Annotated in this window: 16 protein-coding genes and 3 tRNA genes; 7 read left to right on the top strand and 12 right to left on the bottom strand. The window is 29.4% G+C overall.

Going from position 1 to position 17,088, the window contains the following annotated elements; all coding sequences use genetic code 11:
- Nucleotides 1-136 precede the first annotated feature (136 nt).
- The gene (locus E6771_RS12590; protein WP_316091685.1) at nt 137-592 is read right to left on the bottom strand and encodes a GNAT family N-acetyltransferase; all 456 of its coding nucleotides are present in this window, start codon (nt 590-592) and stop codon (nt 137-139) included.
- Between the two features lie 23 nt (nt 593-615).
- A complete protein-coding gene (locus E6771_RS12585) occupies nt 616-1,632 on the bottom strand; it encodes an alpha-hydroxy-acid oxidizing protein (RefSeq protein WP_316091684.1) in 1,017 nt (338 codons plus the stop codon).
- Nucleotides 1,633-1,841: 209 nt separating this feature from the next.
- Here E6771_RS12585 and E6771_RS12580 point away from each other — a divergent pair, with 209 nt between their 5' ends.
- Nucleotides 1,842-2,105: an HPr family phosphocarrier protein gene (locus E6771_RS12580; protein WP_005947934.1), complete on the top strand. Its 264-nt coding sequence runs from the start codon at nt 1,842-1,844 to the stop codon at nt 2,103-2,105.
- Between the two features lie 85 nt (nt 2,106-2,190).
- Nucleotides 2,191-3,918, top strand: coding sequence for a phosphoenolpyruvate--protein phosphotransferase (gene ptsP / locus E6771_RS12575; RefSeq protein ID WP_316091682.1), 1,728 nt, complete (start codon nt 2,191-2,193; stop codon nt 3,916-3,918).
- Nucleotides 3,919-4,006: 88 nt separating this feature from the next.
- Here the strand turns inward: ptsP and E6771_RS12570 are convergent, their stop codons facing one another.
- The 8 genes from E6771_RS12570 to E6771_RS12535 all read right to left on the bottom strand — a co-directional run bounded on the left by E6771_RS12570 (nt 4,007) and on the right by E6771_RS12535 (nt 8,660).
- Nucleotides 4,007-4,558, bottom strand: a complete 552-nt coding sequence (locus E6771_RS12570) for a GNAT family acetyltransferase (protein WP_316091681.1) — start codon at nt 4,556-4,558, stop codon at nt 4,007-4,009.
- 57 nt (nt 4,559-4,615) lie between these two features.
- A complete protein-coding gene (locus tag E6771_RS12565) occupies nt 4,616-5,926 on the bottom strand; it encodes an alkaline ceramidase (protein WP_316091680.1) in 1,311 nt (436 codons plus the stop codon).
- A gap of 107 nt (nt 5,927-6,033) precedes the next feature.
- On the bottom strand, nt 6,034-6,384 hold the full coding sequence (locus tag E6771_RS12560) for an inorganic pyrophosphatase (protein WP_316091679.1): 351 nt from the start codon (nt 6,382-6,384) through the stop codon (nt 6,034-6,036).
- Between the two features lie 46 nt (nt 6,385-6,430).
- Nucleotides 6,431-6,694 (bottom strand): CD3324 family protein, encoded by a 264-nt coding sequence (locus E6771_RS12555; protein WP_316091678.1) that lies wholly within the window; start codon nt 6,692-6,694, stop codon nt 6,431-6,433.
- Between the two features lie 274 nt (nt 6,695-6,968).
- Nucleotides 6,969-7,044 (bottom strand) — tRNA-Ala (locus E6771_RS12550).
- Nucleotides 7,045-7,051: 7 nt separating this feature from the next.
- Nucleotides 7,052-7,127, bottom strand: a tRNA-Gly gene (locus E6771_RS12545).
- Between the two features lie 142 nt (nt 7,128-7,269).
- A tRNA-Ala gene (locus E6771_RS12540) sits at nt 7,270-7,345 on the bottom strand.
- A gap of 142 nt (nt 7,346-7,487) precedes the next feature.
- Nucleotides 7,488-8,660: an aminotransferase class V-fold PLP-dependent enzyme gene (locus E6771_RS12535; protein ID WP_316091677.1), complete on the bottom strand. Its 1,173-nt coding sequence runs from the start codon at nt 8,658-8,660 to the stop codon at nt 7,488-7,490.
- Nucleotides 8,661-8,788: 128 nt separating this feature from the next.
- Between E6771_RS12535 and E6771_RS12530 the strand changes: the two genes are divergently transcribed.
- Nucleotides 8,789-10,132: a CoA-disulfide reductase gene (locus E6771_RS12530; protein ID WP_316091676.1), complete on the top strand. Its 1,344-nt coding sequence runs from the start codon at nt 8,789-8,791 to the stop codon at nt 10,130-10,132.
- Nucleotides 10,133-10,386: 254 nt separating this feature from the next.
- Here the strand turns inward: E6771_RS12530 and E6771_RS12525 are convergent, their stop codons facing one another.
- Nucleotides 10,387-11,016, bottom strand: a complete 630-nt coding sequence (locus E6771_RS12525; protein ID WP_316091675.1) for a tetratricopeptide repeat protein — start codon at nt 11,014-11,016, stop codon at nt 10,387-10,389.
- A gap of 143 nt (nt 11,017-11,159) precedes the next feature.
- Entirely contained in the window at nt 11,160-12,791 is a 1,632-nt protein-coding gene (locus E6771_RS12520; protein ID WP_316091673.1) for a Na/Pi cotransporter family protein, read from the bottom strand.
- A gap of 311 nt (nt 12,792-13,102) precedes the next feature.
- Here E6771_RS12520 and E6771_RS12515 point away from each other — a divergent pair, with 311 nt between their 5' ends.
- The 4 genes from E6771_RS12515 (at nt 13,103) to E6771_RS12500 (ending at nt 16,756) form a co-directional block, all read left to right on the top strand.
- Nucleotides 13,103-14,236 carry an ABC transporter ATP-binding protein gene (locus E6771_RS12515; RefSeq protein WP_316091672.1) on the top strand — a complete coding sequence of 378 codons (1,134 nt, stop codon included), beginning with the start codon at nt 13,103-13,105 and terminating at the stop codon, nt 14,234-14,236.
- Nucleotides 14,220-15,083: an ABC transporter permease gene (locus E6771_RS12510; RefSeq protein ID WP_316091687.1), complete on the top strand. Its 864-nt coding sequence runs from the start codon at nt 14,220-14,222 to the stop codon at nt 15,081-15,083. Before E6771_RS12515 ends, E6771_RS12510 begins: the two co-directional genes overlap by 17 nt.
- Nucleotides 15,076-15,849 carry an ABC transporter permease gene (locus E6771_RS12505; RefSeq protein WP_316091671.1) on the top strand — a complete coding sequence of 258 codons (774 nt, stop codon included), beginning with the start codon at nt 15,076-15,078 and terminating at the stop codon, nt 15,847-15,849. Before E6771_RS12510 ends, E6771_RS12505 begins: the two co-directional genes overlap by 8 nt.
- An 88-nt stretch (nt 15,850-15,937) precedes the next feature.
- Nucleotides 15,938-16,756, top strand: coding sequence for a peptidylprolyl isomerase (locus E6771_RS12500; RefSeq protein WP_316091670.1), 819 nt, complete (start codon nt 15,938-15,940; stop codon nt 16,754-16,756).
- Nucleotides 16,757-17,088: the final 332 nt, after the last annotated feature.

Genomic DNA, 17,088 nt, shown 5'->3' with positions numbered 1-17,088 from the left:
TGTATGTCTCCTTTGTATAATTAGGGTGGTAACTATATTATACAAAAAAGAGAGCTGAGTGAAACATTTTTTTTAAATGTTACTCAGCTTTTTTTATAATTGATCTATTTTAAATTTTGAACAGTCCCTTACATTTTTAAAGAAATAATTCCATCTCATTATCATTTTCTGTGAATCCTAAAGATTTATATATATCTTTTCCAGCTTCACTGGAGTTAAGCCATAGTTTTTTTAAAGATGAGTTTTTTGAAAAAGTAATAATTTCATTTATAAGTTTTGAGGCAGCTCCTTTTTTTCTATACTCAGGAAGAGTGTATACATTTAATATATAACCTTCCAGTCCAACAGGATTTTGAAAATAAGGTATTCTGCAAAATATACACATAGAAGCAACAGCTGCTATATTATCATCTATTTTAGCAAACCAGCAGAATAAATCTTTATCTATATGAGTTGTATAATAGTTTCCAGTTTCTTTTATTAATTCTTCTATTTCTGTACTTTCATCTATTTCTTTAAGTTCTTTAAATAAAGAAACTCTCAGTTTAATAAAATTTTCTTTATCATCTATAGTACTTTTGTATATATCCATAAGCTCTCCTTATGAAGCAGAAATTATTTGCTGATAATTTTTTTATCTATTTTGTTTATATCTTTTACACCAGTAAGAATCATAGCCTGTGTAAGCTGACCTTTAAGAGTTTCAAATATAGTTTTAACTCCTTCTTGTCTTCCACCAATAGAACCCCAAATAAGAGGTCTTCCTACAAGGACACCTTTAGCACCAAGAGCCATATATTTAAGAATATCAACTCCTTCTCTGACAGATCCATCAACAAGAACATTAATTTTACTTCCTACAGCTTTTACTATATCTTCTATTACATCACAAGGAGCAAATGTTTCATTGAGTACTCTTCCTCCATGATTAGAAACAACTATAGTATCTACACCAGCTTCAACACAAAGTTCAGCTTCATCTACACTGAGAATTCCTTTTATCATAAATGGAAGTTTAGTAGAGGCAGTAAGTTCTTTCAATTCAGTAAGAGATTTAGGACCAACAGGCTGTCCAAATAGTTTCATAGTGATAAGACCAGCACCATCCACATCTACACCTACTGCAATAGCTCCAGCTTCTTCAGCCAGTCTGATTCTTTTTATTATCTCTTCGTTGCTTCTAGGTTTTATAACAGCAACACCCATTCCGCCATTTGCTTTTATAGCTTCCAGCCCAGCAGTGTAACAGCTTGCATCCCCTGTATCTCCTATCATTCCAATAGTTCCAGCATCAATAGCTCCACCTATTACATCAAGACAGTATTCCTCTTCAGTAACTCCTCCACCCATATTAAATTTAGTTCCAGTTATAGGAGCTCCTAAACATGGAAATGAAAGTTCTTTTCCCCAGATATTAGTAGTTAAAGTTGGTTCAGTAGCCTCATGAATTGTTCTCATTACGACTTTTATATTTTTCAATTTTAAATATGAATTTTTAAAAGATTCACCTGTACCAGTTCCGCCCATTCCGGGCACTTTTCCGGAACACCAAACACCATCACAAATTTTGCATAAATTACAGAAACCTTTCATTTTTTCCCTTGCATTGTCCTTAACAGTTTTAATATCCATACTAAAACCCCCTTATAATTCTAAATTTCCACTACTCTCCTATCTTATACTATCTTAGCTTTCTTGTCAATTATATATACAAATTTTCATTTTTTTAAAATACATGGAAATAAAAAGATATTGACAAAAAGTGTAAAATAAAGTAGTCTATTGATAATAAGAATAAAATTTTTATACAATTAATTTTAGATAAGAGGGTGGAAAGAAACATGGCAAGTAAAACTGTTGAAATCAAAAATGAGACTGGGCTGCATACTAGACCAGGAAATGAATTTGTAAGTTTGGCTAAAACATTTTCTTCTCAAATTGAAGTAGAAAATGAAGCTGGAAAAAGAGTTAAGGGAACTTCATTACTAAAATTGCTTTCATTAGGAGTTAAAAAAGGTACTAAAATAACTGTACATGCTGAAGGAGATGACGCTGATACAGCTGTAGAACAATTAGCTCACCTTCTTGAAAATTTAAAAGACTAAGGCTAATGGAAGGTACTGTTTAAGTGCCTTCTATTTTTTTGACTAATTATAATTATTGATAAAATGAATAAAGAAAGGGAAAAATATGAGTAGACAAATGAAGGGTATTGATGCATCACCAGGTATTGCAATAGGAAAAATATTTCTATACCAGGAAAAAGAACTTGTTATTGAAGAAGGAAAAAATCGTAATCCAGAAAAAGAAAAAGAAAAACTGTTAGCTGGAAGAGAAAAGTCAAAAGAACAATTATTAGTAATAAGAGATAAAACTGCTAAAAAATTAGGAGAGGATAAAGCAGCAATATTTGATGGACATATCACACTTTTAGAAGATGAAGATCTTTTTGATGAAGTGATAGAAATAATAGAAGATGAAGGAATAAGTGCAGAAGCAGCACTTCAAAGAGGAATAGATGATTATTGTGAAATGCTTTCTAATTTAGAGGATGAATATTTAAGAGAAAGAGCAGCTGACCTTAGAGATATTGGAAAAAGATGGCTTTATAATACAGTAGGAATGGAAATTTTAGATTTAAGTTCACTTCCACCTGATACAGTTGTAGCAGCTAAAGATCTTACTCCATCTGATACTGCTCAAATTGATTTAAATAATGTAGTAGCTTTTATAACTGAGATTGGTGGAAAAACTGCTCATTCATCTATTATGGCTAGATCATTGGAACTCCCTGCAGTTGTAGGAACAGGAAATATATGTTCTGTTGTAAAAAATGGAGAAACTGTAATAGTTGATGCTTTAAAAGGAAATATTATTATTGATCCTTCAGCAGAAGAAATTGCAAAATATGAAGCTAAAAAAGTGGAATATTCTGAAGAAAAGGAACTTTTAAAACAATTAAAAGATAAAGAAGCTGTATCAAAAGATGGAATAAAAGTAGGAGCTTGGGCCAACATAGGATCACCTAAAGATGTAGATGGTGTACTTAGAAATGGAGCTACAGGAATAGGTTTGTATAGAACAGAATTTTTATTTATGGATAATGACAGATTTCCAACAGAAGAAGAGCAATTTGAAGCATATAAAACTGTTGCAGAAAAAATGGAAGGAAAACCAGTTACTATAAGAACTATGGATATAGGTGGAGATAAATCTCTTCCATATATGCAGCTTCCAAAAGAAGAAAATCCATTTTTAGGATGGAGAGCTATAAGAGTATGTTTAGATAGACCTGAAATTCTTAAAACTCAATTTAGAGCTTTATTAAGGGCTTCAGCTTTTGGAAATATTAAAATCATGCTTCCTATGATAATGGATATAACAGAAATAAGAAGATCAAGGGTTATACTTGAAGAATGTAAGGCTGAATTAATAGCTGAAGGAGCTAAATTTGACGAAAATATAGCTTTAGGAATAATGGTGGAAACTCCTGCTGTTGCATTTAGAGCTAGAAATTTTGCTGAAGAAGTAGATTTCTTTTCAATAGGGACTAATGACTTAACACAATATACATTAGCAGTAGATAGAGGAAATGAAAATATTTCTCATTTATATGATACATATAATCCAACAGTACTAGAAGCTATAAGACTTTCAATAAATGGTGCTCATGAAGCAGGAATATCTATTTCCATGTGTGGAGAATTTGCTGGAGATGAAAAAGCAACAGCATTATTATTTGGAATGGGACTGGATTCATTTTCAATGTCAGCAATATCTGTACCAAGAATTAAGAAAAATATAATGGCTTTAGATAAGAAAAAATGTGAAGCTCTTGTAGAAGAGGTTATGGCATTAAATACATCTGAAGAAATATTAAAAGTTATTAAAAAATTTAATAAAGAAAATTTAAAATAATTAATTAAAAATAAGGCAGTTGATGTAGAATAATTACTTACATCAGCTGTCTTTTATTAAAGAAATATAAATTTTGAATAAAATAAAATTATTTTGTCTGAATAGCCATGAGCCAGTAATGGTTATTGTTCCAATCAAAAGTACCAGACTCTGTCATCTTAGCTTTCTTTGTATGAGCAGCATAAGAACGAGGGTTGACTTGATTGATAAATGTAATCATATATGGATAGTGGTCAGCCATACTTTTGAGAGAAAAACTAAAGAGCTTTTCAAATATACCTGTATTACGATATTGCTTATCTATACATACAGGTCCATATTGATATGAATTTTCAACTGTCAGTATCTGATCATTAAGTTTAAATGATTCAAGATGCTCAATCATATATGTAAATAACGGCCAAGACTGCCAGAAATTCCAACTTCCTGCAAGAGCAAATCCTATAACATGATTACTGTCATTTACTGCTACTGTAATACCTTTTTCATTTTCCATTAAACTGTACAGTTGTTCTTTGGTAATATTAGTAGTTATAAATCCATTTTTCTTTTCTTCTTCTGGAATTGAATTGATATGGTTATCTTTCAGTAAATTTAACAGTCCATTTAAGTCACTAGGTACTGCATAACGAATTTCCATTTGAAATTACCTCCATCTTATAAAAATTTAATAATATAGAATCTATAAGAAAAATATTTAATTTAAAGATTTCTTTATATGTAAATTTTTTAACTGAGAAACAATTGTATTAACTAAGATACTTCCACTTTCTTTAGTCAATGAAGAAACTCTTCCATGATAGATATAATAGATAAGATATGACCATACTACTTCATATCCTCCTTTAAGAAATTCTTCACAAGTAGGAAAATAACCACTACAGCCATTAGTGTATCCACCTAGATATATTTGATTATTATTAGTTTTTTCTACAACTCCTAAAGCCATTTCACACATTATTTCTTCAGGAACACCACATATACAGCCATTATTTAAAATAAAGTACTGTATTTCAATATCTGTGTACTGTTTATTGATTTTTTCATTATTTAATTTTTTAATTTCTTTTAACCAAGCAGAGCCATCTATCCCAGCTTTTTCCTTAGCTTCTATGAGTATTTCCTCAGCTCTTTCAATAGAAGGAACATCTGAATAAAATCTTTTTATTTCAGAAAACATACTCAATCTATTTATTTTTTGAGGAATAAGGGAATATATAATTTTATCAATGCCTGTATATATTTCCTGAACAGTTTTATTTATTAATTCTTTTGCTTCTAAAGAAGGAATATTTTTATTGGCTTGTGTTAAAGAATATTCATAAGAATGGGTCTCAAGAAAATCAGTATTTTTTTGCCTATATAGAGGTCTGATATTTCCAGAAGCCCCCTGAGTTAATATAACATCACAATCATATTTTTCTTTTAAAAATTTTCTTACACTTCCAAAATAGTCTGAAGAAATAAAATAGTTATCACTGTTTAAAATATTTGCATGAGCTGTAACTCTTAAAAGAATAAGCTTAATATTATCACTATCAAAGGTACTTATTTTTAATATTCCTATTCTTTTATCTAATGCTGAATTATTTCTTCTATTCTCTCCAATATTTCCTTCAAAATTTCCCCAAGATGCTTTTACAGGAATCATATTATTAAGTGCTTCATTTACAGCCTGGAGAGTTTTCAGGCAGATAAAATCAAAATAAGAGCGTTCTATTCCATTATTTGGAGCAGAGTGTGTATGAGAAAAGCATAACATCACTCTGTCCTTATTAATCTTTAAATTTTTTCCTATAATATTTCTAAGATAATCAGAATCCTCTGTAGTAAATCCAATGCTGTCTATAGCAATGATACATGAATATTCATTGTTAAAATCAAATAATGCACATTGAACATAAAGTTTATCCAAGATTCCTTTGGATAAATTATCTGCCCTGTAAAAACCTACCATTTCTATTGAATAATCAGGAGTTATATCTCTTTCTCCATATCCCATTTTCATAATAAATCCCCTCTGTTTTTTATTAAAGGATATCAAATAAAAAAGGAAAAGGCAATGTCATAAATGATTCTGTATTATAAAGTATAAAGAAATATTAAATTAAAAAATTATTCTCTGATTATTAGAATTCCTTTCATAAATTCACTGCTGTTGTGAGCATTATAAATAATTTCAATCTCTGGATTTGTACATCCAATCAGAATTTTAATCTCAGAATCTTTTTTCTTTAAGTCAACTGTGCATATTACAGCATTTACTTTTTGAGTTGGGCTACTTCCCTTCCATATATCAATACCTTCACTATCTGAAGAAGAGGTATCAGATAAATAGCCATAATCTACCACATAAATAAAGTTTGTATATTTTGGATGAGTGCTGCCTTTAGGTCTGTCAATTATTATTGTAGAATTAGAAACTAAATAATCAAGTGCATTCCAAAAATCTTTGTCATATCTCATTTTTAATCCTTTGTAATTAAATTATTATAAATATTTTATTGTATATTTATTTTTTATAAAGTATTTTTCTAATGCCAGAAACAGAAAGATAGTATTTTTTAGAAAGATCTGAAACAGATATACCATTGCGATATTCTTTATTTATCTTTTTATTTCTTTCTTCTATTTCTTTTTTATAACCAGATACTTCACCCCATTTTTTATATTTTCCTTTTTTTATAGGAATATATATGTATTTTCCTTGAGCATACTCTTGAAGTTTTTGTATTAAATATTCTGGCAATATTATATCTGCATTTATATATTTCATTCCGGTTTCACTCCTTAGTTTTTTTATTTCTAAGTTGCAGAACCAATTATCCAGTAAACTTTACTCTATGCAAATACCACTGGAAGCACTGACTCTGCATAGAGTAAAGCAATATTTCTTCTTTCTGATTTCATTAATTTCACCACCTGTTATTATTATTTATTCTTATTTTCTATTATATTTTAAAATTGTAAGTCAAGCAAGTAAAATAAAAAAAACGCTTCTTAATTTTAAGAAGCGTTAAATACAAATAGCCAACTGAGCTATCTAGGCATGGTGGAGATAAGCGGGATCGAACCGCTGACCTACGCAGTGCAAGTGCGTCGCTCTCCCAGCTGAGCTATATCCCCAGTGTTTTGGAGCGGGAAACGAGGTTCGAACTCGCGACATTCAGCTTGGAAGGCTGACGCTCTACCAACTGAGCTAATCCCGCTTGACACAAGAACTATGATATCATAAAAGATATTTTCTGTCAATGATTTTTTTGATATTTTTTGATTCAAATTTATGGATAGGAAATAAAAAAAAACACTTCTTAAAGTAAGAAGTGTTGAGCCAACTGAGCTATCTAGGCATGGTGGAGATAAGCGGGATCGAACCGCTGACCTACGCAGTGCAAGTGCGTCGCTCTCCCAGCTGAGCTATATCCCCAAATGTTCAAAAATTGTAAAGAAAGATCCAACTTACTATATTTAGATTAAAAAAATAACAATTTCTATCTAAAATATTCTTGTTTGACACAAGAATTATAATACCATATATTTTCTTTTTATGCAATACTTTTTTTAAAAAATTAAATACTTTCAAGATCATAAACTATATTTTTAAGAATATTAACAGCATAATTGATATCTTCTTCTGTATTAAAGTATCCAAAAGAAAATCTAACTCCTCCATTTTCACCTGATTTCATAGTTTCATGGGCTAAGGGAGCACAATGAATACCTGCTCTTGTAAGAATACCATATTCTTCATCAAGATAAGCAGCAAGATCTCCAGAATCAATTCCTGTAATATTTAGAGTAACAACTGGTCCTCTTTTTTCTGGACCATAAATTATTATTTCTTTTATATTTTTTAATCCCTCTATAAATTTTTTTGTAAGATTATTTTCATGTTTTCTTATATTTTCCAAACCAACAGAATTCAGAAAATCTATTCCAGCTCCAAGGCTTATTATACTGGGAGTGTTAAGAGTTCCTGCTTCAAGAGCTTCTGGCATTGAAAGAGGCTGTCTTTTCATTTTTGAGAAACTGCCAGTACCACCTTCAATTACAGGAGAAATTTTAATTCCATCTCTGATATATATTCCTCCTGTTCCCTGTAATCCAAATAAAGATTTATGACCAGTAAAACAGAGTACATCTATTTTTAACTTTTCTACATCTATGTCTAAAAAACCAGCACTTTGTGAAGCATCTACTATTGTTAGAATATTTCTTTTTCTTGCTTCTGTGGTAACTGGAAGTAAATCAATTATAGCACCAGTGACATTTGACATATGTGTAAGAATAACAGCTTTTGTTTCAGAAGTCATAGCATTTATAATATTTTCAGAATGGATATTTCCATCTTCAGAAGGGGATATAATAGATATGTGAGCATTGTTTTCATCTTTTTCATAAAAAATTGGTCTTAAAACAGAATTATGTTCAAGAGAAGTAGTAATTATATGAGAATTTTTTGGAATAATACCTTTTACAGCGAAATTTAAAGCATATGTGGAATTATAAGTAAAAGCTATTTGAAGAGGATTTTTAATATTGAAAAGAGCAGCAATTTTTTCTCTTGTTTCATAAATAGCTTTAGAAGCCTCCACAGTCATTCTATGGCCTCCTCTCCCAGGATTAGCACCATAAAATCTGATAGCTTGTTCAACACTTTTATAAACAGATTCAGGTTTTGGAAAAGAAGTTGCAGAATTATCAAAATAATAAATTTTTTTGTCTATGATAATCATCTCCATGGGTAATTGTATTATTTTAATATTATATCATTATAAAAAAGAAAATGGAAATTATAATCAAGAAAAGGAAAAAGCTGTTTTAAATTGAATAATAAAAGAAATATATGCATTAAGAGAGGGGATGTATTATGAAAAAAATAATAATAGTAGGAGGAGTAGCAGCAGGAATGAGTGCTGCTTCAAAAGCTAAAAGAGAGAAAAAAGACCTTGAGATAACTGTATATGAAATGACTGATATAATTTCATGGGGGAGTTGCGGACTTCCATATTATGTAGGAAATTTTTATGATGATCCAAAAAGAATGATAGCAAAATCTTTAGAAGAATTTCAAAAAGAAGGAATAACTATAAAAATGAAACATGAAGTTATTGGAGTGGATATTGAAAAAAAAGAAATTTCAGTAAAAAATTTAACCACAGAAGAAATATTTAAAGATAAATATGATGAATTAATAATTACAACTGGAGCCTCTGCTGTAAAACCTCCAATTAAAAATATAGATTTAGAAAATGTGTTTACTTTGAAAGAATTCTCTGACGGGATTGTTTTAAAAAAAGCTATGATGGAATCAGAAAATAAAAGAGTAGTAATAATAGGAGCAGGATATATAGGATTGGAAGTAGCAGAAGCAGCTGTTAATTTGAATAAAGAGGTAAGAATAATTCAATTGGATGATAGGGTTATTCCAGGAAGCTTTGATAAAGAGATGACAGATATAATGGAGAAAGAAATAAGAGGGCATAAAGATGTATTTCTGAATTTAGGTGAATCTGTTTCTGAATTTGAAGGAAAAAGTGGTAAAGTTTCTGAAGTAAGGACTAATAAAGGAGTTTATCCTGCAGATATAGTTGTTTTAGCAACAGGAGTGAGACCTAATACAAAATTTTTAGATGGTACTGGAATTGAGACTTTAAAAAATGGTGCAATAGTTATAGATGAAAGAGGAAGAAGCAGTATAAAAGATATTTATGCAGCTGGAGATTGTGCAACTGTTTATCATAAATTAAAAAAAGAAAATGTGTACATTCCATTGGCTACTACATCAAATAAAATAGGAAGAGTAGTTGGAGAAAATCTTGCTGGAAAAGATAAAGAATTTAAAGGAACATTAGGTTCAGCAGCAATAAAAGTTTTAGATTTGGAAGCAGGAAGAACTGGTTTATCATCAGATGAAGCAGAAAAAATGGGAATAAATTACAAGTCTGTATTTATACATGATAAAAATCAAACTTCTTATTATCCAGGACAAGAGGATCTTTATGTAAAAATTATTTATGAGGCAGATACTAAGAAAATTTTAGGAGGGCAGCTTATCGGAAAAAAAGGAGCTGTATTAAGAGTAGATGTGTTAGCGGCAGGTATTGATAAAGGAATGACAACAGATGAACTTGCATATTTGGATTTATGTTATGCTCCACCGTTTTCACGACCTTGGGATCTTTTAAATGTTGCAGGGAATTTGGCTAAATAACTATAAATAAAAGATGAGGTTGTTGGAAATCGTTAATTTATTTTACTGATTTCTACAACCTCTTTTTTTATAAAAAGTAGGAATCATTTTATAGATTGTTACTAATTTTTATTCTGATATTTATTTTAAGTATTGAAAAATACTTTATTCTTGATTATTTTAACTGTCTTATAATACAAGGATATTATATTAAAAAATTAAAAAGATTTTTTAGTAGTTGAGACATTGAAACTTGTGGTGTTCCTTTTTAAAGCTTAACATTTTTGTTTTGCTCGGCCTTCATATCTTTTTCTGTACTCAGAAATTTCTTTCTCTAATCTTTCTAATCTGTCTTCTTCATCTGTACGAGATTTATCATATTCTTCATCAATATAATGATTTATTATTTTTGAAAAACTTTCTCCATCTTCTATTTCTTTTTTCAAAGTGGTAAATTCATAATCATTAGGAACAAGTTTCAATCCATTTTCTATAGCTTTAAAAGCTTTTTCTTTTTCATTAAACTTATAATACATTTTTGCTAGAAGCAGCCATCCCCAAGGATACTCAGGGTCATTTTCAGTTGCTTGTTCACAATACCTCAGGGCTAATTCATATTTTTTTAAGAATAAAAGAGATGAAGCATAACGATAGCACCAAACTCCATTTTTTCCACCTTGTTTTTCAACTTTTTTTAATAATCTTTCAGCTTTCAGATATGCAGAGTAAGTATCATAATTAATATAAGCATAAGCAAGCCACAAAACTGCTTCAAGATCATTTTCCATTTCCTCTTCTGTATAAAGTCCTTTATCTATTCCAGAATATACAGTTTTTAAAATATCTTCAAGATAATCCATTTGTTCTAAATTACTTATTGTTTCCTGTGATAATATGCTTTTCATAAAATACCCCCTTAAATATGTTTTATAATAATTATATTTTACTATATTTAATAGTTGCACTCAATCAATTTTGCTTTATAATTTGTCAAATTAAAGTTGCAGATAAAAAAACAGCTGCCACAGGACAGCTGTTAGTATTTAAATCAAATTTTTGCATAGTGTTCAATTATATTATAAATATGGTCAGTAGCTCTTCTATAATAGTTTAGAATATCCATATACCCAGTACTTAACTTAGAAGGCATTATATCATTATTAGTAGCTTCATTGGCAAAATGTTCATTTCTTGCTTCTTTATAGAGATTCTTTATAGCTGTGTATTTCTTAATAGAAACAATGAAGAGTTCTTTATTATTTGTATCATAGGCTTTATTTATGTCATCGAAAAAATCAAAAACCATACTATTAAGTTTTTGAAGAGTTTCTTTTTTTACATCAGTAAGGAGAATATCATCAGATTTCAGCCTTCTAAGTCCATTGGATACTCTTGCAAGGTAATCACTGATAGTTTCATATTCATCACATGTAATAAGATTTCCTCTTGTTTGTTCTACATAAGATGCTTGCAGTCCTTTATTAAGTATGGAGAAATTTGCATCAGATACTTCTTTTTCATAAAGATCAAGTTTATATTCAATTCCATTTATTTCTTCACAATAGACTTCTAATTTGGAATCATCATAATAAAGTTCTTCCAGTTTAAAGAATACCTCTTTGATATTAGAAGCCATTGCTAATATTTCTGTTTTAGTCTGGCTGATAATAACATTGGGAAGGGTCACCATCAGAGAGCTTAAACGAGTTACTTTTACAACACCATTATCATCATCTTTAACAATTTTACATAAGAACTTAGCTAGATAGCCAACAAATGGAATGAATAAAATAACATTTACTATATTAAAAATAGTATGTGCAGTAGCTATTGATGTAGAGATATTTACAGCTGGATCTGAAAAATTTTCTAATAATTTTAAGTATGGTTTAAATAATACAGTTGCCCATATAACTCCAACTATATTGATGAGAGTATGAGCATAAGCAGCTCTTTTAGCATTTGAATTGGCACCAATAGAAGCAAATAATGCAGTAACTGTAGTACCAACGTTTTCTCCAAGAACAAGAGCAACTGCTGTAGGATAATCTATAAGTCCCTGTACAGCTAATGTAATAGTGATTCCCAAAGTAGCAGCTGAAGATTGGACAACAGCAGTAAGGAGAGCACCAACAAGCGCAACTTTTATAACTCCTAAAAATGTATTTGCTTTAAAAGAATGAAATAATTCTATAAATTTAGGAAGTGTTCTTAATGGACTTAATCCTGTACTCATTAATTCAAGTCCTAAAAAAATAAATCCAAACCCCATTATTGTAAGAGCTCTAGTTCTGCTTTTTTCCCCTTTTAAAAACATGAATGTAATAGCTGCAAATCCAACTATTGGGAGTCCATATTTACCAATGTTAAGAGCTAAAAGCCATCCAGTAATAGTAGTACCAATATTAGCTCCAAGAATAACACCAAGACCTTGCTGAAGAGTGAGAAGAGAAGCATTGATAAAACCTATTGTCATAACAGTGCTTACAGATGAAGATTGTGCCATTCCTGTTACAAATATCCCCATAAGAATAGCCATTATCCTATTAGTAGTAAGAGCAGCTAAAGTTTTTTTCAATTTTTCTCCAGCTATTTTCTGCATTCCAGAAGACATATTTTCCATACCATAAAGGAAAAGTCCCAGTCCTCCTACCACCTTAAAAAAGACGTCTAAATACATTAATTTCCTCCCAAATTATATAAATTTTTTATTTGACATAAATCCAATGTAAAAATTATGTAAAAAAAATTTCAAAGATATCATAACATATTTTCTAAAATTCTTCAATTATACTCTTATTTTATTTTTTATTTTGGTAATTTTTGGAAAAAGTTAGAGAATTCTGGATAATTTATTTTAAAATATTCTCAATTATGATATAATTAAAGATGTAATTTTTCTTTAGGATGATATTTAAGAAAAGTTTATAAAAATATTATAAGAAATATTAATAAAAGTAAAAATAGATTAAAATTGGAGGTAAAAAAAGATTGAGAAAAAAAGATATTAAAATTGAAAATATCAATAAAAGTTATGATGGAGTTCAAGTATTAAAGAACATCAATTTAAATATAGAAGATGGAGAATTTTTTTCTATTTTAGGACCTTCAGGATGTGGAAAGACTACACTTTTGAGAATGATAGCTGGATTTATAGAACCTGATAGTGGAGCAATTTATTTAGGAGATGAAAATATAATATCACTTCCTCCTAATAAAAGAAATGTAAATACTATTTTTCAAAAATATGCTTTATTCCCGCACTTGAGTGTATATGAAAATGTAGCATTTCCATTGAGAATAAAAAAAGTAGATGAGGCAACCATTGATGAAGAAGTAAAGAAATTTATTAAAATGGTAGGACTTAATGAACATATATATAAAAAACCAAATCAATTATCTGGAGGGCAGCAACAGAGGGTTTCTATAGCCAGAGCCTTGATAAATAAACCAGGGGTACTTCTTTTAGATGAGCCTTTGTCAGCTCTTGATGCTAAATTGAGGCAAAATCTTTTAATAGAATTGGACACTATCCATGATGAAGTAGGAATAACATTTATTTTTATAACACATGATCAGCAGGAAGCGCTCTCTATTTCTGACAGAATAGCTGTAATGAATGAAGGAAAGGTACTGCAAGTAGGAACTCCAGCAGAGGTGTATGAGGCTCCTGCAGATTCTTTTGTAGCTGATTTTATAGGAGAGAATAATTTTTTTGATGGAAGAATAATATCAATACAGAATGAAATATATGCAACTCTTATAAATGATGATTTAGGAGAACTTATTTTTGAAATGGATAAACCAGCAAAAGTAGGAGATTATGTTCAAGTTTCAATAAGACCTGAAAAAATAAAATTATCAAAGACTATGCCTAAAAAATTAAATGAAAATCATAACATATTGAAAGTATATGTAGATGAAGTTATTTATTCTGGATTTCAAAGTAAATACTTTGTTTGGCTTAATAATGATAAAAAAAATCCATTTAAAGTATTCAAGCAGCATGCTGTTTATTTTGATGATAATGATGAAGGAGCTATCTGGTGGGATGAAGATGCTTATATATCTTGGGATGCAGATGATGGATTTTTAGTAGAGGTGAGAACTGGTGAAGAAAAATAAACTAGGAACTTTATACACTCTGCCAATAACTTTATGGCTGATAATCTTTTTTATGATTCCAATGGTTATAGTATTAGCATATGCTTTTTTAAAGAAAGGAACTTATGGTGGAGTAGAATTAGAATTGTCTACTGCAAGTTTTTATATATTTACAGATAAAGTTTTTCTGACTATACTTTTTAAAACAACATATATATCTGTATTGGTAACTGTTTTCACAGTTCTCTTATCCATACCTACATCTTATTATATAGCTAGATCTAAATATAAAAAAGAGCTGCTGTTTTTAGTAATTGTACCATTTTGGACAAATTTTCTAATAAGGATATATGCATGGATAGCACTTCTTGGTAATAATGGATTTATTAATTCTATTCTTATGAAAATAGGAATAATAAATGAACCACTGCAGTTTCTTTATAATACAGGTGCTGTTATAGTAATATCAGTATATACAAGTCTGCCTTTTGCTATACTTCCTCTTTATGCAGTAATAGAAAAGTTTGATTTTTCTCTAATGGAAGCAGCAAGAGATTTAGGAGCAACAAATGGACAGGCATTTTTTAAAATATTTATTCCTAACATAAAACCTGGAATAATAACAGCTGTTCTATTTACATTTATTCCTACATTGGGTTCTTATGCTGTTCCTAAATTAGTTGGAGGAACACAAGCCACTATGCTTGGGAATATAATAGCTCAGCATTTGACTGTTACTAGAAATTGGCCTTTAGCATCTACTATATCAGGGGCATTAATACTGGTAACATCTATTGCAATATTTATTTTCATGAAATTAAGTAATAGAAAGATGAAACTTGATGAAGGAGTTGATGAAAATGAATAAGAGAAAAACTTCACTATTTTTCTTTTTACTTTCAATGCTGTTTTTCTATATTCCTTTGCTCATATTGATTATCTATTCTTTCAATGAAGGAAAATCTATGGTTTGGAAAGGATTTTCTTTAAAATGGTATGAAGAACTTTTCATGTATTCAGATAATATTTGGAAAGCATTTAGATATAGTGTATTTATAGCTGTGTTGTCAGGGATAATTTCCACAGTAATAGGAACATTAGGAGCTATTGGGCTTCAATGGTATGACTTTAAAGGAAAAAAAGCATTGCAGCTTTTAACTTATATTCCATTGGTAATACCAGAAATAATACTTGGAGTATCTCTTTTAATTTTATTTGCTACAATAAAATTTGAACTTGGTTTGACAACTATATTTATAGCACATACTACTTTTAATATACCTTTTGTGCTTTTTATTATTTTATCAAGATTAGAAGAATTTGATTATGCAATAGTTGAAGCAGCTTACGATCTTGGAGCAACAGAGCTTCAAACTTTAATAAAAGTAATAATACCAGCTATTCTTCCAGGAATAGTATCAGGATTTTTAATATCTGTTACACTGTCTTTTGATGATTTTGTAACTACTTTTTTTGTAGCAGGACCAGGGTCTTCTACCCTTCCACTGCGTATTTATTCTATGATCAGATTGGGAGTTTCACCAGTTATAAACGCACTTTCTGTACTGCTGATAGGAATATCAATAATATTAACTTTATCTACAAAAAGTCTACAAAAATATTTTGTTAAATAATTAGACTTGTAATAGTATATGAAAGTATAGTATAATTATATCATAGAATAGTAATTACATTCAAATTACAGGAGGATTATAGATTAATATGAAAAATATATTTAAGTTTTTATTAATGGTACTAGTTTTTGTGAGTGCAGTTTCTTGTTCAAGTCTGAAAAAAATGCTTAATAGTCAAGAGGTTGCAAGATATAATGATGTAAGAGCTACATTTGTAACAACACAAGGGGAAATAAGTTTTTATCTTTATCCAGAAGCAGCTCCAGTTACGGTTGCTAACTTTGTTAATCTAGCTAAAAGAGGATATTATGATAATACTAAGATACATCGTGCTGTAGAAAACTTTGTTGTTCAAGGAGGAGATCCTACTGAAACTGGAACTGGTGGACCAGGATATTTCATCCCTGATGAAATAGTTAATTGGCTTGATTTTTTTCAACAAGGTATGTTAGCTATGGCTAACGCTGGACCTAATACAGGAGGGTCACAATATTTTATGACTTTATATCCTGCTGAATGGTTAAATGGAAAACACACTATATTTGGTGAATATATAAGTGATTCTGATTTTGAAAAGATAAGAAAACTTGAAGTTGGAGATGTTATCAAAGAGATAAAATTTACTGGAGATGTTGATCTTATTCTTTCGCTACATAAAGATCAAGTTGAAGAATGGAATGCAATATTAAATAAAGAATATCCAAACTTAAAAGAATATCCTGTAAAAGATATATCAGCTTATGGTGGACAGGTTGCTGAATATAAAGAAGAATTACAAAATATATATGCTAGAAAGACTAAAGAAGAAGAAAATGAAAAAGAGTATTTTATTCCAAGAATGATAAGAGCTACTGAAAGAAAAATAAAAGGAATAGTTTCTTCTGATGAAGAACCATCAGAATTATAAATAAAGAGATGATTTTTTTAAGAATTATCTCAGAGTGTAAATCAATGACTGATAAGCTTATTTGTTTATCAGTCATTTTTATTTTTAAAGATAAAAATATAAAAATTCAATATAATGATTAAAGGAATTAGAAGATGCTAACAGTAATAGAATAATATTAGAATTAAAAATAATCTAAAACTTATTATGAAGCAGCTAGTTAAAAATGGGCTATTTTTATATTTCTAAAAATAAAATTATATACTCAATTATATATGGAATTATTAAAAATATCCTTATTAGAAAGGTTGGTTATTACAAAGAAATAATATTTTATAAACTTAATAAAGGAG

Source organism: Fusobacterium sp. (assembly GCF_032477075.1).
In the GTDB taxonomy this organism is placed as follows: Bacteria; Fusobacteriota; Fusobacteriia; order Fusobacteriales; family Fusobacteriaceae; genus Fusobacterium_A.
This window is presented reverse-complemented; position numbering and strand designations above follow the sequence as displayed.

Excerpts from the sequence above, each read along its gene's own strand:
- E6771_RS12590 (WP_316091685.1), bottom strand. The coding sequence starts at position 592 with ATGGATATATACAAAAGTACTATAGATGATAAAGAAAATTTTATTAAA.
- E6771_RS12585 (WP_316091684.1), bottom strand. The coding sequence starts at position 1,632 with ATGGATATTAAAACTGTTAAGGACAATGCAAGGGAAAAAATGAAAGGT.
- E6771_RS12580 (WP_005947934.1), top strand. The coding sequence starts at position 1,842 with ATGGCAAGTAAAACTGTTGAAATCAAAAATGAGACTGGGCTGCATACT.
- ptsP (WP_316091682.1), top strand. The coding sequence starts at position 2,191 with ATGAGTAGACAAATGAAGGGTATTGATGCATCACCAGGTATTGCAATA.
- E6771_RS12570 (WP_316091681.1), bottom strand. The coding sequence starts at position 4,558 with ATGGAAATTCGTTATGCAGTACCTAGTGACTTAAATGGACTGTTAAAT.
- E6771_RS12565 (WP_316091680.1), bottom strand. The coding sequence starts at position 5,926 with ATGAAAATGGGATATGGAGAAAGAGATATAACTCCTGATTATTCAATA.
- E6771_RS12560 (WP_316091679.1), bottom strand. The coding sequence starts at position 6,384 with ATGAGATATGACAAAGATTTTTGGAATGCACTTGATTATTTAGTTTCT.
- E6771_RS12555 (WP_316091678.1), bottom strand. The coding sequence starts at position 6,694 with ATGAAATATATAAATGCAGATATAATATTGCCAGAATATTTAATACAA.
- E6771_RS12535 (WP_316091677.1), bottom strand. The coding sequence starts at position 8,660 with ATGGAGATGATTATCATAGACAAAAAAATTTATTATTTTGATAATTCT.
- E6771_RS12530 (WP_316091676.1), top strand. The coding sequence starts at position 8,789 with ATGAAAAAAATAATAATAGTAGGAGGAGTAGCAGCAGGAATGAGTGCT.
- E6771_RS12525 (WP_316091675.1), bottom strand. The coding sequence starts at position 11,016 with ATGAAAAGCATATTATCACAGGAAACAATAAGTAATTTAGAACAAATG.
- E6771_RS12520 (WP_316091673.1), bottom strand. The coding sequence starts at position 12,791 with ATGTATTTAGACGTCTTTTTTAAGGTGGTAGGAGGACTGGGACTTTTC.
- E6771_RS12505 (WP_316091671.1), top strand. The coding sequence starts at position 15,076 with ATGAATAAGAGAAAAACTTCACTATTTTTCTTTTTACTTTCAATGCTG.
- E6771_RS12500 (WP_316091670.1), top strand. The coding sequence starts at position 15,938 with ATGAAAAATATATTTAAGTTTTTATTAATGGTACTAGTTTTTGTGAGT.